This is a genomic window from Saccharothrix longispora (assembly GCF_031455225.1).
GTDB classification, from domain to species: domain Bacteria; phylum Actinomycetota; class Actinomycetes; order Mycobacteriales; family Pseudonocardiaceae; genus Actinosynnema; species Actinosynnema longispora.
The window spans coordinates 4,856,849-4,875,049 of the sequence record NZ_JAVDSG010000001.1; the positions used below are offsets into that span (position 1 = coordinate 4,856,849).

20 protein-coding genes and 1 riboswitch are annotated in these 18,201 nt (G+C 72.5%); of the genes, 6 read left to right on the forward strand and 14 right to left on the reverse strand.

The features are described 5' to 3' along the window. The first annotated feature begins 48 nt into the window (after positions 1 to 48). Positions 49 to 453, forward strand: a complete 405-nt coding sequence (locus tag J2S66_RS19750; RefSeq protein WP_310308650.1) for a DUF3224 domain-containing protein — start codon at positions 49 to 51, stop codon at positions 451 to 453. 198 nt (positions 454 to 651) lie between these two features. On the opposite strand, the gene gcvP is transcribed toward J2S66_RS19750, so the two are convergent. The 8 genes from gcvP to J2S66_RS19790 form a co-directional block, all read right to left on the reverse strand. Further along, the gene (gcvP, locus tag J2S66_RS19755; protein WP_310308652.1) at positions 652 to 3,540 is read right to left on the reverse strand and encodes an aminomethyl-transferring glycine dehydrogenase; all 2,889 of its coding nucleotides are present in this window, start codon (positions 3,538 to 3,540) and stop codon (positions 652 to 654) included. A 153-nt stretch (positions 3,541 to 3,693) separates the two neighbouring features. Continuing rightward, positions 3,694 to 3,784: riboswitch (glycine riboswitch) on the reverse strand. A gap of 190 nt (positions 3,785 to 3,974) precedes the next feature. Next, positions 3,975 to 4,541 carry a MerR family transcriptional regulator gene (locus J2S66_RS19760; protein ID WP_306749351.1) on the reverse strand — a complete coding sequence of 189 codons (567 nt, stop codon included), beginning with the start codon at positions 4,539 to 4,541 and terminating at the stop codon, positions 3,975 to 3,977. 767 nt (positions 4,542 to 5,308) lie between these two features. After that, positions 5,309 to 5,782 carry a bifunctional nuclease family protein gene (locus J2S66_RS19765; RefSeq protein WP_184667478.1) on the reverse strand — a complete coding sequence of 158 codons (474 nt, stop codon included), beginning with the start codon at positions 5,780 to 5,782 and terminating at the stop codon, positions 5,309 to 5,311. A gap of 143 nt (positions 5,783 to 5,925) precedes the next feature. Next, positions 5,926 to 6,564, reverse strand: a complete 639-nt coding sequence (gene ftsR / locus J2S66_RS19770) for a transcriptional regulator FtsR (protein WP_310308654.1) — start codon at positions 6,562 to 6,564, stop codon at positions 5,926 to 5,928. Between the two features lie 13 nt (positions 6,565 to 6,577). Next, a complete protein-coding gene (garA, locus tag J2S66_RS19775) occupies positions 6,578 to 7,039 on the reverse strand; it encodes a glycogen accumulation regulator GarA (RefSeq protein WP_033427969.1) in 462 nt (153 codons plus the stop codon). A gap of 113 nt (positions 7,040 to 7,152) precedes the next feature. Continuing rightward, positions 7,153 to 7,554: a glycine cleavage system protein GcvH gene (gene gcvH / locus J2S66_RS19780; protein ID WP_310308655.1), complete on the reverse strand. Its 402-nt coding sequence runs from the start codon at positions 7,552 to 7,554 to the stop codon at positions 7,153 to 7,155. A 39-nt stretch (positions 7,555 to 7,593) separates the two neighbouring features. Continuing rightward, positions 7,594 to 8,181: a cardiolipin synthase ClsA gene (clsA, locus tag J2S66_RS19785; protein WP_310308657.1), complete on the reverse strand. Its 588-nt coding sequence runs from the start codon at positions 8,179 to 8,181 to the stop codon at positions 7,594 to 7,596. Between the two features lie 91 nt (positions 8,182 to 8,272). Then, a complete protein-coding gene (locus J2S66_RS19790) occupies positions 8,273 to 8,512 on the reverse strand; it encodes a hypothetical protein (RefSeq protein ID WP_310308658.1) in 240 nt (79 codons plus the stop codon). Between the two features lie 421 nt (positions 8,513 to 8,933). On the opposite strand from J2S66_RS19790, the gene J2S66_RS19795 reads away from it, so the two are divergent. Further along, a complete protein-coding gene (locus J2S66_RS19795; RefSeq protein ID WP_306749356.1) occupies positions 8,934 to 9,353 on the forward strand; it encodes an STAS domain-containing protein in 420 nt (139 codons plus the stop codon). A gap of 26 nt (positions 9,354 to 9,379) precedes the next feature. Here the strand turns inward: J2S66_RS19795 and J2S66_RS19800 are convergent, their stop codons facing one another. Next, entirely contained in the window at positions 9,380 to 10,132 is a 753-nt protein-coding gene (locus J2S66_RS19800) for an ATP-binding protein (protein ID WP_310308660.1), read from the reverse strand. 125 nt (positions 10,133 to 10,257) lie between these two features. On the opposite strand from J2S66_RS19800, the gene J2S66_RS19805 reads away from it, so the two are divergent. After that, the gene (locus J2S66_RS19805; RefSeq protein WP_310308661.1) at positions 10,258 to 10,689 is read left to right on the forward strand and encodes an ATP-binding protein; all 432 of its coding nucleotides are present in this window, start codon (positions 10,258 to 10,260) and stop codon (positions 10,687 to 10,689) included. After that, positions 10,686 to 11,477 (forward strand): SigB/SigF/SigG family RNA polymerase sigma factor, encoded by a 792-nt coding sequence (locus J2S66_RS19810; protein ID WP_306749359.1) that lies wholly within the window; start codon positions 10,686 to 10,688, stop codon positions 11,475 to 11,477. The genes J2S66_RS19805 and J2S66_RS19810 overlap by 4 nt, the downstream gene beginning before the upstream one ends. 621 nt (positions 11,478 to 12,098) lie before the next feature. Here the strand turns inward: J2S66_RS19810 and J2S66_RS19815 are convergent. From J2S66_RS19815 to J2S66_RS19825, 3 genes are all read right to left on the reverse strand, one after another. Next, positions 12,099 to 12,389, reverse strand: coding sequence for a WhiB family transcriptional regulator (locus tag J2S66_RS19815; RefSeq protein ID WP_310308662.1), 291 nt, complete (start codon positions 12,387 to 12,389; stop codon positions 12,099 to 12,101). Between the two features lie 210 nt (positions 12,390 to 12,599). Beyond that, positions 12,600 to 13,550: a TIGR03557 family F420-dependent LLM class oxidoreductase gene (locus tag J2S66_RS19820; RefSeq protein WP_310308663.1), complete on the reverse strand. Its 951-nt coding sequence runs from the start codon at positions 13,548 to 13,550 to the stop codon at positions 12,600 to 12,602. A 73-nt stretch (positions 13,551 to 13,623) separates the two neighbouring features. Further along, entirely contained in the window at positions 13,624 to 14,280 is a 657-nt protein-coding gene (locus J2S66_RS19825; protein WP_310308664.1) for a M50 family metallopeptidase, read from the reverse strand. A 63-nt stretch (positions 14,281 to 14,343) separates the two neighbouring features. On the opposite strand from J2S66_RS19825, the gene J2S66_RS19830 reads away from it, so the two are divergent. Continuing rightward, the gene (locus J2S66_RS19830; RefSeq protein ID WP_310308666.1) at positions 14,344 to 15,288 is read left to right on the forward strand and encodes an aldo/keto reductase; all 945 of its coding nucleotides are present in this window, start codon (positions 14,344 to 14,346) and stop codon (positions 15,286 to 15,288) included. Positions 15,289 to 15,369: 81 nt separating this feature from the next. Here the strand turns inward: J2S66_RS19830 and J2S66_RS19835 are convergent, their stop codons facing one another. Both J2S66_RS19835 and J2S66_RS19840 read right to left on the reverse strand, forming a co-directional pair. Then, positions 15,370 to 16,050: a DUF4383 domain-containing protein gene (locus J2S66_RS19835; protein ID WP_310308667.1), complete on the reverse strand. Its 681-nt coding sequence runs from the start codon at positions 16,048 to 16,050 to the stop codon at positions 15,370 to 15,372. 438 nt (positions 16,051 to 16,488) lie between these two features. Next, positions 16,489 to 17,079, reverse strand: coding sequence for a methyltransferase domain-containing protein (locus J2S66_RS19840; RefSeq protein ID WP_310308668.1), 591 nt, complete (start codon positions 17,077 to 17,079; stop codon positions 16,489 to 16,491). A gap of 112 nt (positions 17,080 to 17,191) precedes the next feature. On the opposite strand from J2S66_RS19840, the gene J2S66_RS19845 reads away from it, so the two are divergent. Further along, positions 17,192 to 18,148, forward strand: a complete 957-nt coding sequence (locus tag J2S66_RS19845; protein WP_310308669.1) for a zinc-binding dehydrogenase — start codon at positions 17,192 to 17,194, stop codon at positions 18,146 to 18,148. Positions 18,149 to 18,201: the final 53 nt, after the last annotated feature.

The window sequence follows — 18,201 nt, forward strand, 5'->3', positions numbered from 1 at the left end:
TCCTTGTACCTGACAGGACCTGTCAGCCACCACTGCCACGGTGGGTGCATGACCAACCACCTGACCGCCGACGCCGAGCCGAAGTCCTGGACCGAGCAGACCTGGGACGGCCGAGACCACTCCGAGGTCACCGGCCCGAAGCGGACGACGGGCGCGATGACCGCCGCCTACCGGGGCGCCCTGGAGGGGGAGGGCGAGACGCGCTTCCTCATGGCCTACCCGGACGACGCCTCGTGCACGATGCTCGGCCACGAACTGCTCACCGCCACCCTCGACGGACGGCGCGGCACCCTGGTCCTGGAGCACGTCGGCGGGTACCGCGACGGCGTCGCGACCAGCGCGTTCACCGTCGTGCACGCCGAGGGCGAACTGGCCGGCCTCACCGGGACCGGCCGGATCACGTGGCCGCACGGCTCGGCCGGCCGCTTCGAACTGGACTACGAGATCGCCTGATCGGACAAAAGCCGTTGTCCGGCGTTTGTCGTGCGTCCGCACGGCCCGAAACCGGACAACGCCGGCCGGTGTAGAACGGTAGGTGCCGGCAGGGGGGAAACAGCCGGTATGGGGGCGGGCGAGGGGACCGGCGGTTCGGTCCCCTCGCCCGGAGAATCCCCCGCCCGCGGCGGAGAACCCCCGGGAGCGCGGCCCCGATCAGCCGCCGTAGGCGGAGACCGGCGGGCAGGAGCAGACCAGGTTGCGGTCGCCCTTGGCGCCGTCGATGCGCCGCACCGGGGGCCAGATCTTCGGCGCCGCGGTGCCCGCGGGGAACACGGCGGTCTCCCTGCTGTACGGGTGGTCCCACTCCGCGGCGATGGAGGCGGCGGTGTGGGGCGCGTTGCGCAGCGGGTTGTCGTCGACCGGCCACTCGCCCGAGCCGACGCGGTCGATCTCGTGCCTGATGGCGATCATCGCGTCGATGAACCGGTCGATCTCGGCCAGGTCCTCGCTCTCGGTCGGCTCGACCATCAGCGTGCCCGCGACGGGGAACGACATGGTCGGCGCGTGCAGGCCGTAGTCGGCGAGGCGCTTGGCCACGTCGTCCACGGTCACGCCGGTCGCCTTCGTGATGGGCCGCAGGTCGAGGATGCACTCGTGGGCGACGAAGCCGCCCTCGCCGGTGTAGAGCACGGGGAAGTGCTCGTCCAGGCGTCGCGCCACGTAGTTCGCGGCGGCCACGGCGGTCAGGGTCGCGCGGCGCAGGCCGTCGCCGCCCATCATCCGCACGTAGGCCCACGAGATCGGCAGGATGGACGCCGAGCCCCACGGTGCGCCGCTGATGGGCCCGACGCCGGTCTCCGGGCCCGCGGCGGGCTGGAGCGGGTGGTTCGGCAGGAACGGCGCGAGGTGCGCGCGCACGCCGATCGGGCCGACGCCGGGGCCGCCGCCGCCGTGCGGGATGCAGAACGTCTTGTGCAGGTTCAGGTGCGACACGTCCGACCCGAACTTGCCGTACTGGGCCAGCCCGATCAGCGCGTTGAGGTTCGCGCCGTCGACGTACACCTGGCCGCCCGCGTCGTGCACGAGCCCGCACACCTCGCGCACGGTGTCCTCGTACACGCCGTGCGTCGACGGGTACGTGATCATGATGGCGGCGAGGTCGGACCGGTGCGCCTCGACCGTCTCCTTGAGGTGCCCGAGGTCCACGTTGCCGTGCTCGTCGCACTTCACGACGACCACGCGCATGCCGGCCATCACGGCGGACGCGGCGTTGGTGCCGTGCGCGCTGGACGGGATGAGGCACACGTCGCGGTGCGCGTCGCCGTTGGCGCGGTGGTAGGCGCGGATCGCGAGCAGGCCCGCGAACTCGCCCTGGCTGCCCGCGTTCGGCTGGAGCGACACGGCGTCGTACCCGGTGACCTCGGCCAGCCACCGCTCCAGGTCGGAGACGATCGCGAGCAGGCCGGCGGCGTCCTCGACGGGCGCGAACGGGTGCAGCTCGGCGAACTCGGGCCAGGTGACGGGTTCCATCTCGGCCGTGGCGTTGAGCTTCATCGTGCACGAGCCGAGCGGGATCATGCTGCGGTCCAGCGCGACGTCCTTGTCCGACAGCGACCGCAGGTAGCGCAGCAGCGCGGTCTCGGAGCGGTGCGCGTGGAACACCGGGTGGGTCAGGTAGTCGGTGGTGCGGCGCAGGTCGCCGGGGATGCCGTCGGCGGTGTCGGCGTCGAGGCCGTCGACGTCGGCGACGGACACGCCGAACGCCTTCCACACGAGGTGCAGGTGGTCGCGGGTGGTGGTCTCGTCGCACGCGATCGACACGACGTCCGCGTCGACCTGCCACAGGTTGACGCCCAGTTCGCGGGCGGCGGCGACGACCTCGGCGGCCCGGCCCTCGACGCGGGCCCGGACGGTGTCGAAGAAGTCGCCGTGCACGACGTCGACGCCCGCCTCGCACAGGCCGGCGGCGAGCACCGTGGCCATGCGGTGGGCTCGGGTCGCGATGGCCTTGAGGCCCTCCGGGCCGTGGTACACGGCGTACGTGGAGGCCATGACGGCCAGCAGGACCTGCGCGGTGCAGATGTTGCTGGTGGCCTTCTCGCGGCGGATGTGCTGCTCGCGGGTCTGGAGCGCGAGGCGGTAGGCGAGCGAGCCGTCCGCGTCGACGGACACGCCGACGAGCCGGCCGGGCAGCTGCCGCTCCAGGCCCTGGCGGACGGCCATGTAGCCGGCGTGCGGTCCGCCGAACCCGACGGGCACGCCGAAGCGCTGGGTGGTGCCGACGACGACGTCCGCGCCGATCTCGCCGGGCGGGCGCAGCAGCGTGAGCGCCAGCAGGTCGGCGGCGACGACGACCTGCGCGCCGGCCCGGTGGACTTCCTCGACGAGGCCCGCGTGGTCGCGCACGGCGCCGGACGCGCCGGGGTAGGACAGCAGCACGCCGAAGAAGTCGCCGCCCAGGCCGAGACCTTCCAGGCCCTGCGACAGGTCGGCGACGACGACCTCGATGCCCAGCGGCTCGGCGCGGGTCTCGATGACGGCGAGGGTCTGCGGCAGCGTGTCCGCGTCCACGACGAACTTGTCCGACTTCGACTTGCCGGCGCGGCGCACGAGCGTCATGCCCTCGGCGGCGGCGGTGGACTCGTCCAGCATGGACGCGTTGGCCAGCGGCAGGCCGGTGAGGTCGCCGACCATCGTCTGGAAGTTGAGGAGGGCTTCGAGGCGGCCCTGCGAGATCTCGGGCTGGTAGGGCGTGTACGCGGTGTACCAGGCGGGGCTCTCCAGCACGTTGCGCAGGATCACCGGCGGCGTGGTGGTGCCGTAGTAGCCGAGGCCGATCATCTGCGTCATCGGGCGGTTGCGGGAGGCCAGCTCGCGCAGCTCGGCCAGCGCCTCGGTCTCGGTGGCGGGCGCGGGGAGGTCCAGCACCAGGTCGCGCTCGCGGATCGAGTCGGGCACGGCGCGCTGCGCCAGTTCCTCCAGGGAGCCGACGCCGATGACGTCCAGGATGCGGGCCAGTTCGGCGGGCCGCGGGCCCACGTGCCGGTCGGCGAAGGGGGTGCCGTGCTCGAGAGCGGCGAGGGGAATGCGGTCCTGCGTCATAAAGGCGCCTCCAGGGCTACGGGCACACTCCGGCCGTTGCCCTCCCCCTCTGTCTTCTGCCCGGCGCCGGGCGCCTGAGAGCTTCACCCGGTCTTCTCGACCGGGCTTGCACCGTCGGCGGGGTCGGTTGCCCGACCCGCTTTCCAGAGGCGTCTCACCCGCGCGGTCCTTGCGCCTGAGAGGTTCCGGGGAGGATTTGCTCCTTCGGCGCCGAGACTGGCTCGGACTCTCCCGCGCGGGATAAAGCGACTACCCGGGAATCGTACCCGGCGGCGGGGTCGGCGGTATCGCCGGCGCGACGTGGATCTCACCGGTTTGACCGCCGTCGAGGTGGGTACCCGCACACCACGACCCGTGTGCCCGCCGCACGGGCCGGCGCGCGTCGCGACGCCCGGCGGCGGGCTCGCCGGGTGGGCGGGCTCGCCCCGCGGGTGTCAGCCGATGGCGCGGGTGCGGCGGCGGCGGGACAGCTCGTCGTTGGAGGGTTCCACGATCTCGGCGCCGTCGGCGCGTTCGGCGGGGAACTCGTGGATCGTGCCGCTGATCTCCCGCATGGCGCCGCTGACCGCGATGCCGAAGACGCCCTGGCCGCCCTGGAGGAGGTCGACGACCTCCTCCGGCGAGGTGCACTCGTAGACCGTGGTGCCGTCGCTGAACAGCGTGATGCGGGCCAGGTCCTGCACGCCGCGCCGGCGCAGGTGGTCGACGGCGACCCGGATGTTCTGGAGCGAGACCCCGGTGTCCAGGAGCCGCTTGACGACCTTGAGGACGAGGATGTCCTTGAACGAGTACAGCCGTTGGCTCCCCGAGCCGTGCGCACTCCTTATGGTCGGGTTCACCAGGCCCGTGCGGGCCCAGTAGTCCAGCTGGCGGTAGGTGATTCCCGCGATCTGGCACGCGGCGGGGCCGCGGTACCCGACGAGTTCGTCCGGCAGCGAGGAGTCCGGGAACAGTTCACCCTGTTCTCCGGTTCCCGCCCGGATGGGCGCTTCCTCGACCACGCCTGCCTCCCCTCGGTCCGGTCACGACGACCGGCGACCAACGTGAAGCCGCCGCGGTGTCCGAATCACACCGTGGCAATTCACCTGAGCTCGACGGTAAGACCGCCTAGGGGGCAGGTCAACGCGACGCGCGGGACGTGTCTCAGCTCAACCTCAGGTTGAGATTGAGAGATCCGTCCGTTGTAAGCCATTCGGGCGACGTTTAGTGATCGTTTAGCAGAGGAAAACTGACGTTGTGTAACCCGAACGTGTTACACCAACGGGTGGTGCGAGGGATTGATCCACAACTCACCGCACACGCTCACGAAGGACTCGGCCCGGCGCGGAGCCGGCGGTCCGCCCCCTCGCAGGTGTCCCCCCGCCCGGCCGGTGGGGTAAACGCGGACGGTTGGTCGCACGCGGGACGACGGGCGCGGAACCCGGTGTCGTGCCGGCCCCGCGCCACCGCGAACGACAGATCGGCGATCGGTCGGCGATCTATCGGCGCGCGTGTCGGTATCGGTTCCGGGGGCCGGGCGCCTCACCGCGCCGAGTCGTCCACTCCGCGGTGTCGGACAACACCGGGCACCACGGTGACAGTTGTCCACAGGCGGCCACTCGACCACCACCCGGTGTCGGTGGCAGCCGGCAGAATCAAAGCAGGGGTCCCTGGAGGGGACCCCTGCGAAGCGTTCCGGGCGGTTGTTCCACGAGTGGCGCACCGTCGCCCGCACCACCGGCCGGGCGGACCTGCGCGGCCACCGGGAACGGCCCGCGGTCGTCCGGGCTCAGGTGTCGGCGCCCCGGAAGTCCTCCGGCGAGATCGAGTCCAGGAACTCCCGGAACTTCTCGACCTCGTCCTCCTGCTCGTCGGGGATGATCAGCCCGGCCTCGGCGAGCACGGATTCCTCCGCGTGGATCGGCACGCCGATCCGCAGGGCCAGCGCCACCGAGTCGCTGGGGCGGGCGGAGACGCGCACGTCACCGTCGAACACCAACTCCGCGAAGTACGTGCCCTCTTGCAGGTCGGTGATCCGGACTTGTTCGAGCTGCCTGCCGAGGGCGCCGATGACGTCCTTGAGCAGGTCGTGCGTCAACGGCCGGGCGGGCCGGACACCCTGCTGCTCCAGTGCGATGGCGGTGGCCTCGACCGATCCGATCCAGATCGGCAGGTACCGCTCGCCCTCGGTTTCGCGCAGCAGCAGGATCGGCTGGTTGGCGGGCAGTTCCACCCGCACACCGACGACGCGCATCTCGCTCATCGGGTCTCGCCTCCCTCAGCGCGCTGAATTCCTGGCGTCCCCGCTACCAACGAGAATGCCCCACGTACGGATTCGACGCTACCCGCCAAGCGGGCTCCGTGCGCAACCGCCCGACCCGCGCGCATCACGATGCGGACACGTGTTCACCAGGGCGAAACGCGTCCACCTGCGACGTCCCGCAATCCCGTCTTCACGAGGAGTGTGTGCAGCGTTACCGAAAGCGCCGTGACGTCGTCCACCCGCCCCTGCCGCGCGGCGGTCACCACGACGTCCGCGGCGGCCCGGAACGGGCGCAGTCGGCGCACGTCGAGGCCGTGGTCGGCCAACGCGCGCACGGTCGAGGCGATCTGCACCGCGTCGTGGTCGTAGGAACCGCCGGGCGACGGCGTGACGAGGCCGTGCTGCTCCAGGTCGGCCAGCACGTCGGGGCTGATGCCGGCGCGCGCGAGCAGCTCGTCGCGGGTGACCCGGTGGCCCTTGGGCGGACCACCGGCGGGGCACCCGGGAGCGCCGTCGGGCGAGCCCGCGTCGGCGGCGTCCAACTGCTCCCGGATCACCCGCAACGGCAGGTAGCGGTCGCGCTGGGCGGTCAGTACGTACCGCAGCCGCTCGACGTCCGCCGAGCTGAACTGCCGGTACCCGGAGGCGGTGCGCGCCGGGCGGACCAACCCCTCCGCTTCCAGGAAGCGGATCTTGGAGATGGTGACGTCGGGGAAGTCGGCTCGGAGCAGCGCCAGCACGGCTCCGATGCCCAACCCCCCGCGTGGCCGCCCGGCCGTCACCGGACCACCATCGTCAGGCCCCCTGGCCCCCGGCACCCGGACCGGTCAGGAACACCAGGCGGAACTTGCCGATCTGCACCTCGTCGCCGTTGGCCAGGACGGCCTGGTCGACGGGCTCGCGGTTGACGTAGGTGCCGTTGAGGCTGCCCACGTCGATCACCACGAACTCGCCGCCCTCGCGGCGGAACTCGGCGTGCCGGCGGGACACCGTCACGTCGTCGAGGAAGATGTCGCTGTCGGGGTGCCGACCCGCGCTCGTCGTGTCGCGGTCCAGCAGGAACCTGGACCCCGCGTTCGGACCGCGCTTGACCACCAGCAGGGCGGACCCGGCGGGCAGCGCGTCGACACCGGCGACGGCCGGCTCCTGGGCGGGCGCTTCGGCGCCCTCGACCTCGGCGAGGAAGTCGGCCCGGAAAACGGAGGTCCGCTCCGGGGACTGCTCGGGCGGGACGCCTGGCCCGTCGTTCGTGCTCACCTGAGCTCTCCTCCTGCTGCTGGAAGCGTCGAGTTCGTTAGAACCTACCGTGCCGGAACCCGTGTCTGAGGAGCGGCTCCCCCACCGACCGAAGAGCCGCCGGAAGATCGACGTCACTCCGATGCCGCCAACTCCTGGTACGCGGCGGCGTCGAGCAGGTCGTCGACCGCCGTCGGGTCCTCCAGCCGGAGTTCCACCATCCACCCCTCACCGTACGGGTCGGAGTTCACCAGATCGGGCTGCTGGTCCAGGGAGTCGTTGCGCGCGACGACCTCGCCGGCGAGCGGCGCGTAGATGTCGGACACGCTCTTCGTCGACTCGACCTCGCCGAGGGTCTGACCCGCGCCGACCTGCTCGCCGAGCTCCGGGAGCTGCACGAACACGACGTCGCCGAGTTGCTCCTGGGCGTAGTCCGTGATGCCGACGCGCACGGTGTCCTCACCGGTGCGCAGCACCCACTCATGTTCCTCGGTGTACTTGAGCTCCTCGGGAATCACCGCGGCGCGCTCCTTCATGACGGTGGATCTTCGGTGCCGGATCTTCCCACGTCGGGTTCAGGCGGGCGCGACCCCCGGCCGCCGGCGCACCGCGAGGGTGAACTGGTAGACGTACAGGGCACCGGACCAGAGGTACAGGGCGGCGCCCCAGGCCATGAAGGCGCAGGCGATCGGCAGGGCGATCCGGGCCGCGGTGGACGTGCCCTGGGCGAGCAGCAGCATGGGGAACGCGTAGAGCAGGTTGAACGTGGCCGCCTTGCCCAGGTAGTTGACGTCGAACGGCCCGTAGCCGCGGGCGCGCAGCACGGGCAGGCAGGCGCCGACGAGGATCTCGCGGCCCGCCAGGAGCGCGACGAGCCACCACGGCACGATGTCGCGCACGACGAACGCGATGAGCGTGGCGAGGATGTAGAGGCGGTCCGCGGCGGGGTCGAGGAGCGTGCCGAGCCTGCTGGTCTGGTCGAGCCAGCGCGCGATCTTGCCGTCCAGCCAGTCGGACAGGCCCGCGGCGACGAGGACGACGACCGCCCAGCCGTCGGCCCGCGGGCCCAGCAGGAGGTAGAGGAAGAGGGGCACGCCGAGCAGCCGCAGCACGCTGAGCGCGTTCGGGATGGTCAGCAGCCGGTCGGCGGGGTCTCGCGGCACGGCCTGGACTCTAGCGCCGCCGGGCGCGCGCGGACGTCATACCGCGGGCCCGACCGCCCGGTCGTGCCGGGCGGTCACCGTCGGGTCGCGGTCAGTGGTGGCGGGTGCGGCTCCACCCGCGGCGCTGGAGTTCGTCACCGCTGAGCGCCTGCGGGCGGCCCCGGTCGTCGACACCGACCCAGCGGGCGCGGAAACCTTCGAGCACGTAGGCGTGGCCCTTGCTCCAGACCACGCTGCAGGGAGCCGTCGGCAGCGGTCCGGCGCCGTGGGAACCGGCGCGGGCCGTCCTGGGCTTCGCGGGCTCGGTCTCGGTTTCCGTGCTGGTGCTCATGTGAATTCCCTCCACCGGGGTTGTCGTCCGCGGCTCTCGCGGCGTTATCCCCGTCACTCGATTCTGGGTGCCCCGCCGGGGAATCCGAAACCCGTTCCCGTGCTGTCTCGCCCACCGGGTGGTTCGGATCGCCGAGTTGCGCGGAACCCTTACCCCCAGGTGTAGCCGACCCGGCCGCAATCGAACCGTTCACCGTCCGTCACCCGCCGCACACCGAAAAGCGCACTACACTGGGGCCGATAAGTCGCTGCCGGCGCGCTTGTGGTGTCCCCACGGGCTCCGTACGGTGGTGGCCGCAGCGGTTGAGCCCACAGCCGCGCCGGGGAGTCCGGCCGGCGAACGCGCGTCCCGCTGCGCAGCAGCCCTGTGCGTCGAGCACTTCCGGGCTCCGATCAGCTGTCCAGGTGAAGAGGAGACCCTCGTGACGGTTCAGGACCCGAACGTCGTGGCGACGGCCGGAGCCGAGTCCGCCGCGTCCAGCAACCCCCGCGCGGGGCAGGTCGGGCTCACCGTCCGGCAGGCCGGCGCGGGCGCCACCGTGGTCGGGGTGAGCGGGGAGATCGACATGCTCACCGCACCGCAGTTGCGCGCCGAGGTGCTGCGGCACCTCGCGGCGGGCACCACGCTCGTGCTCGACCTGTCCGGGGTGAGCTTCCTGGGCTCCGCCGGTCTGGCGGTCCTGGTGGAGGCGGCCCAGCACGGCAAGCGCCGGGACGCCGCGTTCCGCGTCGTCGCCGTCGCGCGCGCCGTCACCCGCCCGTTGGCCGCCACCGGTCTGGGCGAGGTGTTCAGCGTGTTCGAGTCGGTCGAGCAGGCGCTGGGGGCCGACGAGGCCCGTTGAGCCCGGGGACCGACGGGCCGGGAGCCCTAGGGGTGGTGCGGCACGACGTCCACGACCCGGTCCACGCCCGCCGCGACGAGAGCGCGGCGGGCGTGGTCGTCTTCGGGCGCGCGCACGACGACCCGGTTGCCCGCCGCCGCGGCGGCCTCGGCGACCGGGCGCAGGCTGCGGATCAGGCCCTCGGCGCGCGAGCCGAGGGCGCGCAGGTCGACCACGACGGGCACGGTGCCGCCCCGCGCGGCGGCGAGGATGCGCCTGCGCACGGCAGGCGCGAACTGGGCGGGCACGTCGCCCTGCACCACGACCTCCACCCACCCCTCGCGCTCGGTGACCACCACCGGTTCGCGGGGCGCCGACGTGTAGGTCCCGCGCGCGGTGCGGCCGGGTGTCATGCGCAGGGTCACGGTCGTGCCGGTCGGTTGGCGGTCGATCAGCACGTCGTCGACGTTCTCGTGCATGAGCAGCAGCCCGCGCCCGCGCGTGGTCAGGGCCGCGGGTGGCACGCGCCACGTGCCGTAGTCCGCCACCACGACGCGCACGCTGCCGTCGGGCCGGGCGTCGGCCTCGATGTGCACCACCCCGTCCTCACCGGGCGGGTAGGCGTGCTCCACGGCGTTGCTGGCGGCCTCGTTCACCGCGATGAGCAGGTCGTAGCGGTCGTCCTCGGTGAGCCCGGAGGTCGCCAGCCAGCTGTCGAGTCGTGCACGGACCGCCGCGAGCCGAGTCGGCTGTGCCGGGAACTCCACTCCCCAGTGGCGGTCCGCGAGTTGATCGGTCAAGGGCCCTCCCCGTCGCACCTGTCAGTCTTCCCTCCCCGCGTGTCCGCTACACGTGTGAGCGACGATCAGTTCGGGTATCGATACCGTCAGCACCACAACGAGACAGAACGGACGACGAGGTGAGCGTGTCGCACACTGAGCCGCAGAGCGGCGAGTCGGAAAGCGCCCTGGCCGGGGTTGAGCTGCGGATGGCGGCTGAGCCTACGCAGTTGTCGATCGTCCGGGCGGTGGCCGCCGACATCGCCATGCGCCAGGACTTCGACCTGGACTCCATCGAGGACCTGAAGCTGGCGGTGGACGAGGCGTGCTCCACCCTCATCTCACTGGCCACGCCGGGGGCGGTGCTGATCGCCCACTTCGTGGTGGCGGACGGTTCCGTGCAGGTTTCCACGAAGGTGGGTTCGCAGCGCTCCGCCCCCCCGGATCGGGAGAGTTTCGGCTGGCGGGTCCTCAGCGCGCTGGTCGACTCCGTGACCACGTGGGTCGCGCCGCAGGCCGACGCGTACGAGGTGCACATCGACCTGGTCAAGCGGTCGCTGGGGACGGTGGATGCGTGACGGCGCCGGACGAGGGCAAGACCCGGTCGGGCACCCAGGGTGATTACGACCACCTCGCTCCGCTGTTCGTCCGGCTCGCCGCGACGCCCGCCGACGACCCGGCGAGAGAGCGGCTGCGCGACGAGCTGGTGACCGAGCACTTGCCCGTGGCCAAGCACATCGCCCGCCGGTTCGGGCACCGGGGCGAGCCGTACGACGACCTGGTGCAGGTGGCCACGGTCGGGTTGATCAACGCGGTCGACCGGTTCGACCCGGAGCGCGGGAGCGACTTCCTGTCGTTCGCGGTGCCGACGATCATGGGCGAGGTCCGGAAGTACTTCCGGGACTCCAGCTGGTCGGTCCGCATGCCGCGGCGGCTCAAGGAGCTGCACCTGGCGATCAACGCGGGGTCGGCGAGGCTGTCCCAGGAACTGGGGCGCGCGCCGACCCCCAGTGAGCTGGCGCAGCACCTGCAGCTCAGCCGCGAGGAGATCCACGAGGGGCTGGCTGCGGGCAACGCGTACCACTCGGCGTCGCTGGACGACCTGCTGGTGGCCGACGACAGCTCCATCTCGCTGGGGAGCACCCTCGGCGAGGAGGACCCGGAGCTGGAGGCGATCGAGCAGCGGGAGGCGCTGCACCCGCTGCTGGAGAAGCTGCCGGAGCGGGAGCGGAAGATCGTGGTGATGCGGTTCTTCGGGAACATGACGCAGACCCAGATCGCGCAGAAGGTCGGCATTTCGCAGATGCACGTGTCGCGGTTGTTGGCGAAGACGCTGCGGCAACTGCGGGACGGTTTGACGGAGTAGACCGGTTCTTCTGTCGCGGAGGCCGCCTGACGAGGTTCGTCGGGCGGCCTCCGCGTTTCCGCACTGTGGTGCGGCAGCCGGTGGGAGTGGTCCCGTGGGAGTGGTCCCGTGGGGGTCGCGGTGTGCGGTTGTTCGCCCAGGTCGGCCGTTATCCGCCGACACGCTGGGGTGAACACGGGTCGGAGAGTGTGCGCAACCGGGATCTCGCCCATCGGTTGAACACGAGGAACGCCGGGCGACCACCGCCCGACCCGGCCGGCTGAGGTGCGCCGGGCCGGCGGGGTCCGCGGACGTCCGGTGGCTCGTCCGGCGCGGGAATCGCGGGATCGCGGAGACGACGAAGACCCCGTTGCCGGGCTGCGTTGACCGGCGGCGGGGTCATCAGGCGGTTCGGGACCTCGGGTGTGGGCCTGTCCGCCGCGAGGGGGTGCGGCGGACCGGCCTGGCCGTGGTGGTCGCGGTGTTCTCGACCTGGGGTGGTGCTGGGGTCCATCGGTGCCCGCGGGCCCTGGCATCGGTCGGCGGCGGGGTGTCGCTGTGCCGGTACTGCCGGGGCGCTGCTTCGTGCGAGGTCGGTGGCGCGAGGTCCGGGGTGGGTGCCCGGTGCCGGGGGTTCCCGGCTCAGGCGGCGGTTCGACGACGGCCGGCGATGATCCGGCGGCGTTCGTCCTCGCCCATTCCACCCCAGACGCCGTAGGGCTCCTGGACCGCCAGGGCGTGCTCGCGGCACTGGAGGAGGACCGGGCAGTGGGAGCAGAGCTGCTTCGCCCTGTCCTCGCGGGCGGCCCGGGCGGAGCCCCGCTCGTTGTCCGGGTGGAAGAAGACTGCGCTGTCGCTGCCTCGGCACAGTCCTTCCTTCTGCCAGTCCCAGACGTCGGTGACGGGCTTTGGCAGGCGCGCGGTGCTGGTCATCGGATGGACCCCCTTGCGGTCTTCAGGTGCTTGATCACGGCTTACCCGCTGTTCCGGGGAGGGCAAACGTGTCGTGCCCGATCGGATCAGGTGAGTTGGGACGCTTCCTCGGAACGGGGAGACCCCACCCCGCGGAGTGGGGAGCCCTCGGCCCGCGCGGGGCGGGCGGAGGGGCGGCGGTGGGAGTGGGCGGGAGGAGGGACGGGTGGGCTAGAGCGCGGGGGCCACTTCGGTGGACCAGAACTCGAAGAAGCTCTCCTGGTCCGGGCCGATCTGCGCCACGTACAGCTCGTCGTAGCCGGCCTCGGCGTACTGGCGCACGGTGTCCACGTACGGCTGGACGTCGGGGCCGGTGGGCAGGGCCGAGGCGACCATCTCCTCGGTGACCAGGGTCGACGCCTGCTCGAAGTGCTCGGGCGTGGGCAGCAGCTGGGCGAGTTCGCCGGGCAGCTGCTCGTTGGGCCACAGCCGGTAGGCGGTCTTGGCGCCCGCTTCGGCGGTCGGGGCGTGGCAGACCTTGAAGCCGGCCTGGGTCGGCTTGTCACCTCCCCCGGACGAGCGGAACTCCGACACCAACGAGTCATCGGGCATGGTCGAGCAGAAGCCGTCGCCGATGCGGCCGGCCACTCGGGCCGCGTGGGGGCCGAAGGCCGAGACGTAGACCGGGACGGGTGATTCGGGTCGGGTGTGGAGGCGGGCGTTCTCGACCGTGTAGTGGCGTCCCCGGTGGGTGACGGACTCGCCGGTCCACAGGGCGCGCATCACCTCGACGGCCTCGTCGAGCATCTCCAGGCGTTCGGGGGCGGAGGGCCACCTGCCGCCGAGGATGTGCTCGTTCAACGCCTCCCCCGTGCCCACGCCGAGCGTGAACCCGCCCTGGCACTGGACGGCGGCGGTCGCGGCGGCCTGGGCGACCACGGCCGGGTGCAGGCGCACGGTGGGACAGGTGACGGCGGTGGTGACGGGGAGCGTCGTCGCCTCGGAGAGCGCGCCGATCACGGACCACACGAACGGGCTGTTGCCCTGCTCGGAGTTCCAGGGGTGGTAGTGGTCGGAGATCCAGAGCCGCTCGAAGCCCGCCTGTTCGGCCCACCGGGCCTGCTGGACGAGTTCGCGCGGACCGAACTCCTCGCACGACAGGAAGTAACCGATGCTGACCATGCGGCCCGGTTACCCGTCGACAACGCGCTCAACCACGGCGGATGGACGATCGACGCGAACGGGAGGACGCCGGTCAGAGCGGCAGGAGGACCCGGCCGCCGAGGACGAGGGCGCCGATGGTGACGGCGGCGAACAGCAGCACCCACACGAGGCCGGGGACGCCGGTGATGCGGGCCAGCTGGTCGGCGTCGGACCGGGGCGCGCGGCCCCGGGCCCGGCGGCTCTGCAGCTCCCCGACCGGGCGGACACCGCCGAGCAGCAGGAACCAGGTGACGAACAGGGCGAACGCGGCCTGCCACTCGGGGGTGGCGTACCAGGAGACGACGAACATCACCGCGCCGGTGAGGACGACGGACAGCACGCCGAACGCGTTGCGGATCATCACGAGCATGGCGGCGAGCAGCGCGACGGTCGCCCAGAGCAGGGGCCTGACCTGCTCGGCGGTGACGAGCGCGGCGGCGCCGAGGCCGAGCAGGGACGGGGTGACGTAGCCGGCGAAGTACATGAGCACGACGGCGACGCCGGTGGGTCGGCCGCGCGAGACGGTGACGCCGGAGGTGTCGGAGTTGAGCTTGATGCCCTCCAGCCTGCGGCCGGTGAGGACGGCGACGAGGGCGTGCCCGGCCTCGTGCGCGATGGTGATGGTGTGGCGGCTCCAGCGCCAGACGCCGGGGCCGGCCACCAGGACGAGCGCCAGCACGGCGGGCGCCCACTTCGCGAAGGTCGACATCGCGGTCCAGCATGCCAGGCCGGGGCTTGACCTGGAGCGCGCTCCGGCACCCAGGCTGGCGGCATGAGGAAGCAGCGCATCGGTTCCCTGGAGGTCAGCGCCCTGTGCCTGGGCACGCTGCCGTTCGGGAAGTTCGTGGACGAGGAGACGTCGTTCGCGATCATGGACCGCTTCGTGGAGGCGGGTGGGACGTTCCTGGACACGGCGAACAACTACGTGTTCTGGGACGGCGGCACGGGTGACGAGAGCGAGGAGGTGGTGGGGCGCTGGTTGGCGGCGCGCGGCAACCGGGACGAGGTGGTGGTGGCGACGAAGGTGGGCGCGCGGCCCCGGACGCCCGGCACGGGGTTGGAGAACGCGGAGGGCCTGGCCGGTGACGTCGTGCGGTCGGCGGCGGAGGCGAGCCTGAGGCGGTTGGGCACGGACCGGATCGATCTGTACTACAGCCACGTCGAGGACCGGGCTGTGCCGTTGGAGGAGACGCTGGGCGGGTTCGCGTCGCTGGTCGGGGCGGGTCGGGTGCGGGAGGTGGGTGCGAGCAACCACGCCACGTGGCGGTTGGAGCGGGCGCGGGCGGTGGCGCGGGCGAACGGCCTGCCCGTGTACGTGGCGGTGCAGCAGCGGTTCAGCTACCTGCGGCCGCGGCCGGGGGTGCGGCTGCCGGAGGCCGGGCACGTGCACATGACCGACGAGCTGTTCGACTACGCGGCGCACGAGGGGGACGTGGCGCTGGTGGCGTACTCGACGCTGCTGGCGGGGGCGTACCGGGACAAGCCGCTGGGTGAGGCGTACGACCACCCGGGCACGGCGCGGGGGTCGGCGGTGCTGCGGGAGGTGGCCGCGGAGCTGGGGGCGACGGTCAACCAGGTGGTGCTGGCGTGGGTGCTGAGCCGGGGGGTGCTGCCGCTGGTGGGGGCGAGTTCGGTGGCGCAGCTGGAGGAGACGCTGGGGGCGCTCGACGTGGAACTGGACGACGACCGGCTGCGGCGGCTGGCCGAGGCCGTGTGACCCGGTGACGCGATGACCCGGTGACGACGACGCGGGCACGGTCCGGGTGGACCGTGCCCGCGTCGGTGGTGGGTGGGGCTGTCAGCGGAAGTGCCGCGCCCTCTGCTGCTCGGCGACGGCGGGGTCGATCGGGTGCACGGGTCGGGCCGTCACGGTGGGGTCGGTGGACTCGACCCGGTCGTCGTGGTGCCGGTCGCCGTGGGTGCGGTGGGTGTCGACGCGCTGCGTGGGCAGTTCCCGCGTCTCCGCGTCGCGGATCGAGTCGTCCCGGTCGACCGGGTGGGCCTCGACGGGCTCGACGGTCTCCTCCGGCACGACGATCTTGCGCCGGGCGGGCAGGACGGCGATCAGGAGGCCGACGAGGGCGAAGCCGAGGTGCAGCCAGTTGTCGTTGGTGTTGAGCGCCAGCGGGTTGCCCAGTCCGGAGACGGGGTTGCCGGAGAAGACGCCCGCGAGCGCCAGGCCCCACAGGAGCACGGCGCCGTAGGCGAGGAAGACGATCCAGCCGTAGAGGCGGGCCAGGCCGGAGCCGGTGGCCATGAGCAGGCCGAGCACGCCGAACGCCAGGTGGATCGTGTTGTGCAGCGGGTTCACCGCGAACCCGAGCACCATGGCGTGCTGGTCCCCCGCGAAGTCGCCGAAACCGGTGCGCAGGAAGCCCACGACACCGAACGCGAGGAAGACCAGGCCGAGGAGACCAGCCAGCACCTGGGCGGGCTGGAGACCCGCGACCTTGACACGGCCGACGGTCGAGTGGGTCATCACGCCCTCCAAACGAGGACCACGAGCCCGTGTTTCGGGCTCCGGACGCCCACCGACTACCCGACACGTCCGCGTGACAAACAGGGTGGGGGCGGGCGCGCGGACCCGCCCCCGGTTCCCAACAGGAGTCGATCACCCCGCCGTGCCGGGGTTCCCGCGACCCGCCCCACCCCGTGGAGATCGGGCCCGCGCGGCGTGCGGAATTCATCCGGCGATTGCCGCGATAAATGGGGCAATAGGTTTTGCGAATAGATCCGGGTGTCGGCGGTCCGCGGTGGGACGATGCCGGTGGATCAACCCAAGCCCAGGTCAGAGACGGGACGTACGCGTGGCCGAACCGTTCCAGTCGGTGTTCGAGTCGCTCACGGAGGTCCCCTCGGTTCTTGTCGGTGTCGCTGTGGCGTGTGTGTTTACTATCTCGTGCCGCACGGGTTCCGGTCAAAGCGATATGCGGTCGGGGAATGTGTCGGCGGAGGGTCTGCGCCAGATCATGGAGTAGCGCCAGAACAGCCGTCGGCGGAACCGGGCGCCCGGCACGACCCGGTCGGCGACGGCGCGGACCTCGCGCAGCGACCGCTCCGGGTCGGTGACGGGCACGGCGTGGACGGGGTCGTCGCGCACGAGGCGGGCGGCGAGGTTGAGCGGCACGGAGGCGAGGCTCGCGGCGCGGTCGAGGAGGCCCTCCTCGCGGGCCAGGCCGAGCACGGCGAGGACGCCGCCGGGCCGCACCAGCGACCGGAGTCGGCGCAGCCCGGGTTCCAGCGGCAGGTGGTGCAGGGCGGCGAGGCAGGACACGAAGTCGTAGGGGCCGCCGAGGTCGTCGACGAGCACGTCGGCCCGCCGGAACAGCACGCCGGCCGCGGCGGGTTCGACGTGCCGGTCCACCGCGGTGACGGTGAGCCCGCGGGCGGCGAGCGCGGCGGCGAACGCCCCGGCTCCGCAGCCGACGTCGAGCGCGGTGCGGGCGTCGGCCGGGACCTGGCGGAGCAGGAAGCCGTGGTGGTGGGCGTTGTGGTCGAAGTGCTTCACACCCACTCGACGCGCGGGGTCCGGTGGAGGTTGGCCGCGCGCCGCGATCACTTGACCTCGACTTACCTCGAACTCCTAGCGTGGCACCGTCGATCATGGAGGGGGAACCGCGATGCGCGCCATCCGCCAGTACGAGTTCGGGCCGGCCGAGACCCTGCGCCACGAGGAGGTGCCCGCCCCGGAGCCGGGCGCCGGGCAGGTGCGGGTCGCGGTGTCCGCGGCCGGGGTGCACCTGCTGGACACGACGATCCGCGCGGGGGTGGGCGGCGGGCCGTTCCCGCTGCCGGCGCTGCCGATGACGCCGGGGCGGGAGGTGGCGGGCGTCGTCACGGCGCTCGGGGAGGGCGTGGAGGGCCGCTGGCTGGGCGCGCGGGTCGTCGCGCACCTGGGTCGGGCGAGCGGCGGGTACGCGGAGGCGGCGGTGGTGGACGCGTCCTCGCTGCACGCGCTGCCCGGGCACGTGTCCGAGGAGCACGCGGTCGCCATGATCGGCACGGGCCGCACCGCGGTCGGGGTGCTGCGCGTCGCCGAGCCGACGGCCGACGACGTGGTGCTGGTCACGTCGGCGGCTGGCGGGTTGGGCGCGCTGTTCGTGCAGGCGGCCAAGGCGGTGGGCGCGAAGGTCGTGGGCGCGGCGAGCACCGCGAAGCTGGACCTGGTCGAGCGGGTGGGCGCGGACGTCGCCGTCGACTACACGCGGCCCGGCTGGGCGGAGGGCGTGGGCGAGGTGACGCTGGTGCTCGACGGCGTGGGCGGCGAGCAGGGGCGGGCCGCGCTGGAACTGCTCGGCGTGGGCGGCCGGATCGTCCTGTTCGGGTGGTCGGCGGGTGCGCCGACGCGCCTGGACACCGGCGACCTGTACCGCCTGGGCATCACGGCGGCGGTCGCGGTGGGGCCGCGGATGACGCGGGGCACGTCGCTGCGAGGACTGGAGGAGCAGTCGCTGGCGGCGCTCGCCGAGGGCCGGTTGACGCCGATGACGACGGTGTTCCCGCTGCGCGACGCGGCCCGGGCGCACGCCGCGCTGGAGGGCCGCGCCACCACCGGCAAGGTCGTGCTCAGGCCGTGAGGGCGGGTGGTCCCCGTGCCGCCGCGGCGGCACGGGGACCTCTCCCTCCCCCC

Excerpts from the sequence above, each read along its gene's own strand:
- J2S66_RS19750 (WP_310308650.1), top strand. The coding sequence starts at position 49 with ATGACCAACCACCTGACCGCCGACGCCGAGCCGAAGTCCTGGACCGAG.
- gcvP (WP_310308652.1), bottom strand. The coding sequence starts at position 3,540 with ATGACGCAGGACCGCATTCCCCTCGCCGCTCTCGAGCACGGCACCCCC.
- J2S66_RS19765 (WP_184667478.1), bottom strand. The coding sequence starts at position 5,782 with ATGAGCGAGATGCGCGTCGTCGGTGTGCGGGTGGAACTGCCCGCCAAC.
- gcvH (WP_310308655.1), bottom strand. The coding sequence starts at position 7,554 with ATGAAGGAGCGCGCCGCGGTGATTCCCGAGGAGCTCAAGTACACCGAG.
- J2S66_RS19790 (WP_310308658.1), bottom strand. The coding sequence starts at position 8,512 with ATGAGCACCAGCACGGAAACCGAGACCGAGCCCGCGAAGCCCAGGACG.
- J2S66_RS19815 (WP_310308662.1), bottom strand. The coding sequence starts at position 12,389 with ATGACCAGCACCGCGCGCCTGCCAAAGCCCGTCACCGACGTCTGGGAC.
- J2S66_RS19820 (WP_310308663.1), bottom strand. The coding sequence starts at position 13,550 with ATGGTCAGCATCGGTTACTTCCTGTCGTGCGAGGAGTTCGGTCCGCGC.
- J2S66_RS19825 (WP_310308664.1), bottom strand. The coding sequence starts at position 14,280 with ATGTCGACCTTCGCGAAGTGGGCGCCCGCCGTGCTGGCGCTCGTCCTG.
- J2S66_RS19830 (WP_310308666.1), top strand. The coding sequence starts at position 14,344 with ATGAGGAAGCAGCGCATCGGTTCCCTGGAGGTCAGCGCCCTGTGCCTG.
- J2S66_RS19835 (WP_310308667.1), bottom strand. The coding sequence starts at position 16,050 with ATGACCCACTCGACCGTCGGCCGTGTCAAGGTCGCGGGTCTCCAGCCC.
- J2S66_RS19845 (WP_310308669.1), top strand. The coding sequence starts at position 17,192 with ATGCGCGCCATCCGCCAGTACGAGTTCGGGCCGGCCGAGACCCTGCGC.